This is a genomic window from Aeromonas sp. HMWF016 (genome assembly GCF_963878195.1).
In the GTDB taxonomy this organism is placed as follows: Bacteria; Pseudomonadota; Gammaproteobacteria; order Enterobacterales; family Aeromonadaceae; genus Aeromonas; species Aeromonas lacus.
Map to the genome: position 1 here is coordinate 5,999 of NZ_CAWNWX010000109.1, position 3,868 is coordinate 9,866.

At 64.1% G+C, this 3,868-nt stretch carries 5 protein-coding genes; 4 read left to right on the forward strand and 1 reads right to left on the reverse strand.

What is annotated here, in order from left to right; all coding sequences use genetic code 11:
- Nucleotides 1–834, reverse strand: an 834-nt coding sequence (locus AACS24_RS18270) for a sigma-54-dependent transcriptional regulator (protein WP_258222992.1), incomplete at its 3' end; no start/stop codon positions are given.
- Between the two features lie 251 nt (nt 835–1,085).
- On the opposite strand from AACS24_RS18270, the gene AACS24_RS18275 reads away from it, so the two are divergent.
- From AACS24_RS18275 to mobA, 4 genes are all read left to right on the forward strand, one after another.
- Complete coding sequence (locus AACS24_RS18275) at nt 1,086–1,928, forward strand: substrate-binding domain-containing protein (RefSeq protein ID WP_108571562.1); 843 nt, start codon at nt 1,086–1,088, stop codon at nt 1,926–1,928.
- 64 nt (nt 1,929–1,992) lie between these two features.
- On the forward strand, nt 1,993–2,694 hold the full coding sequence (locus AACS24_RS18280) for an ABC transporter permease (RefSeq protein ID WP_104014170.1): 702 nt from the start codon (nt 1,993–1,995) through the stop codon (nt 2,692–2,694).
- A gap of 28 nt (nt 2,695–2,722) precedes the next feature.
- Nucleotides 2,723–3,418, forward strand: a complete 696-nt coding sequence (locus tag AACS24_RS18285; RefSeq protein WP_108571563.1) for an energy-coupling factor ABC transporter ATP-binding protein — start codon at nt 2,723–2,725, stop codon at nt 3,416–3,418.
- Nucleotides 3,390–3,868: molybdenum cofactor guanylyltransferase MobA (mobA, locus tag AACS24_RS18290; protein ID WP_108571566.1), on the forward strand; the 479-nt coding region annotated here is incomplete at its 3' end. The genes AACS24_RS18285 and mobA, both read left to right, overlap by 29 nt.

Consider the following 3,868-nt stretch of genomic DNA (forward strand, 5'->3'; position numbering starts at 1 on the left):
TTCCCGCTCGGCGCCAACCGGGCGAATGGCCTTCTGCTCCAGCGCTCGCAGCAACGAGGCCTGCATGGCCAGCGGCATCTCGCCGATCTCGTCGAGAAACAGGGTGCCCTGATGGGCGACCCGAAACAGGCCGTCACGCCCCTTGCGGGCGCCGGTAAAGGCCCCCTGCACGTGGCCGAACAGCTCGCTTTCGAGCAGCTCGGGGGCAATAGAGGCACAGTTGAGCGGCACAAAAGCCCCCACCCGGCCGGAGAGCTGGTGCAGGGCGCGGGCCACCAGCTCCTTGCCGGTACCGGACTCCCCCTCCACCAGCACGGCGGCGTTGGAGGGGGCGACCCGGGCGATCAGGGTCTTGAGCTCGCAGGTTTTGGCGCTGTCGCCAATCAGGGTGGGCGGAAAGAGCTTGCTCACCTCCCGGCGCAGCAGCAGGTTCTCCCGCTCCATCTGGCGGCGCTCGATGACCCGGTCCACCGCCTGCACCATCTGATCGAGATTGAAGGGTTTGAGAATAAAGTCGCTCGCCCCCAGACGCAGCGCCTTGAGGGCAGTATCCATGTCGCCAAAACCGGTCATGAAGATGATGTCGCTGCGGCGGGTGCCGGGCTCGATGGCCTCGTGCCACTCGATACCGGAGCGCCCCGGCAGCCGGATGTCGGCGATGATGAGATCAAAATGGAGGCGGCAGCGCAGGGCTTCCGCCTCCTCCACGCTGGCAGCGGTCTCTATCTGGGCGAAGCGCCTGGCCAGCGCCTTGGCCAGAAAGCTGCGCATGCCGGGCTCATCGTCAACGATCAGCAGGGAGAGGGCAGACCAGCGGCCGGAAGAGACTGTCATGGAAAAAAGTACCTCGAATACAGGTAAGGTCGGAGAATGTCCCGATAACCGGAACCTTTGTGGGACATTTTGTCCTTCCCGTATCAAAATCACCAACACCAATTATTAAAAGCGATAACCGGCTCACCTAATTGCCGCAATTAAATCACTGTTTTTTAAGGGTAAAGAGCGAATTCAAGTGGTATGGAACAGTTTGGCACCCCGTTTGCTTGGCTGTTTCCTCTCTCACCTACCCTGAAAGTTGCATCACGATGACGATAAAAACCAACTTCAAACGTTTTGCCCTCTCACTCGCCGCCAGCCTGCTGATCGCCGGTGCGGCCCACGCCGAAGCGGATACTAATGCCACAAAAGCGCCGATCCGCCTCGCCACCACCACCAGTACCGAACAGTCCGGTCTGCTGGGCTGGCTGCTGCCCCAGTTCACCAAGGAGACCGGCTATCCGGTGCAGGTGATGGCAGCCGGTACCGGTCAGAGCCTGAAGATGGGCGAGAATGGCGACGCGGATCTGGTGATGACCCACGCCCCCTCTGCCGAGAAGAAGTTCGTCGATGCGGGCTTTGGCATCGAGCCGGTGCACCTGATGTACAACGACTTCGTCATCGTCGGCCCGGTGAAAGACCCGGCGGGTCTGGCCAAGCTGCACGACGCGGCCAAAGCGCTGCAAGCCATCAAGGAGAAGGGCCAGACCTTTATCTCCCGCGGTGACGAGTCCGGCACCCACATCAAGGAGAAGACCCTGTGGCAGGCGGCCGACGTCAAACCCGAGTTTGCCGGTTACAAATCCATCGGCCAGGGGATGGGCCCGACCCTGACCATGGCCTCCGAGCTCGGTGCCTACACCCTGACCGACCGCGGCACCTGGCTCGCCTACCAGAGCAAGCTGGATCTCGCCGTGCTGCTGGAGGGTGACAAGCGCCTGTTCAACCCCTATCAGGTGATTCTGGTCAACCCCAAGCGCTACCCGGATCTCAATACCGAGGGGGCGCGCACCCTGAAGAACTGGCTGGTCTCCGAACATGGCCAGCAGCTGATCGGCGACTTCAAGGTAGCCGGTCAGGCGCTGTTCGTGGCCGACGCCAACACCAAGTAATGCCCGCACCGACCGACATGGCGGCGCAACTGGCCCTCCCCCGGCACTCTGACGGGGGAGGCGCCTGATGACGCTGCTCGACACGACCCTGGCGGCCCTCGCCCTGCTGTTCAACGGCGATACCGAACTGTGGCAGGTGGTGGGGGTCTCCTTCTCCGTCTCCGGCATCGCCCTGCTGCTGGTGCTGCTGCCGGCGCTGCTGCTGGGTTTTGCGCTGGCCTACCTGCCGCTGCCCGGCCGCTGGCTCTGGCTCTCCTGCATCAATACCCTGCAGTCGGTGCCGACCGTGGTGATCGGCCTCTTGCTCTACATGCTGCTGTCGCGGGCCGGCCCCTTTGGCGACTGGAAGCTGCTCTTTACCCAGCAGGCGATGGTGGTGGGGCAGATGCTGATCGCCTTTCCGGTGATCGCCACCATGGCCCATGCGGCGTTTGTCCAGAGCGACCGGCGCGCCTGGGAGACCGCCCTGACCCTGGGGGTCTCCTGGCCCAAGGCGCTGCTCGGGTTGATGCACGAGTGCCGCTTTGGCCTGCTGGCGGCGGTGATCGGTGCCTTCAGCCGCATCGTCACCGAGGTGGGTTGCTCCATGATGGTGGGGGGCAACATCCTGCACTTTACCCGCAACATCCCCACCGCCATCGCGCTGGAGACCCAGAAAGGGGCCTTCACTCAGGGGGTGGCCCTCGGCATTGTGCTGCTCACCCTCGCCTTGCTGCTCAACCTGCTGCTCACCGCCTGTCGCGGCCAGAGCTATCTGAAGAATTGACCATGCCCGCAACCCACAGGAGTACCCCATGGCTCTGACCGCCCACCAGCTGACGATGCGCTTTGGCGATCGTCAGCTGTTCGAGATTGAGCGCCTCTCCATCGCGACGGGGGACACCATCTGGCTGCACGGGGCCAACGGGGTAGGCAAGACCACCTTGCTCAAGATCCTGGCGGGGCTGCTCCCCCCGACCCGTGGCTACACCAACCTGCCGGGGCGCTGGCAACAGCGGCTCAACCGCCTGCTCAAACGGGATCTGGGGCCGGGCCGGGTCACCTATCTGCACCAGACTCCCTACCTGTTTGATCGCACAGTGCACGACAATGTCGCCTGGGCGCTGGACAAGCAGCTCGGCAGCGAGGTGCGGGTATTCGAGGCGCTGCGCCGGGTCGAGCTGGAGGGGTTGGCACGGGAGCACATCAGCATTCTCTCGGGTGGTGAACGGCAACGGCTGGCCATGGCCCGAGCCTGGGCACTGCAACCCGCTTTTCTGCTGATGGACGAGCCCACCGCCAATCTGGATGCACATTCGGTTGCCCTGATGGCCGCATTGGCGCAAGATCTGCGGGAACATGGCAGCGGCCTGGTGGTGATCAGTCACCAGCACAACGCCCTGACCGATCTGTGCGGGCGGCAATGGACCCTCGCCCGTGGCCAGCTGCAAGAGACGACCCCTTTAAAAATCATCGAGCGACATGACTTCAAGAAGCGAATCCCCCTCTAGCCCTTTGCCCGTGTCGGCAGTGATCCTCGCCGGCGGCCGCGCCACCCGGATGGGGGGCGAAGACAAGGGATGGGTGGAGCTGGCAGGACGCCCGCTGATCGCCCACGTACTGGAGCGGCTGCGCCCCCAGGTGGACGAGATCCTCATCAATGCCAATCGCAGCCACGACCGCTATCAGGCGCTGGCTCCCGTCATCAGCGATGACAATCGCGACTACCTCGGCCCGCTGGCGGGCATGCAGGCTGGCCTTGCCGCCGCCCGTCACGACTGGGTGCTGTTCGTCCCCTGTGATGGCCCAGCCCTCCCCCCGGATCTGATGAGCCGCTTTCGCGCCGCCCTGACCCCGGATACCGAGCTGGTGGTGGCCCACGACGGCGACTGGCTGCAACCCGTAGTGGCCCTGCTGCACAAATCCCTGCTCCCCTCCCTCAGTGCCGCACTGGCAGAGGG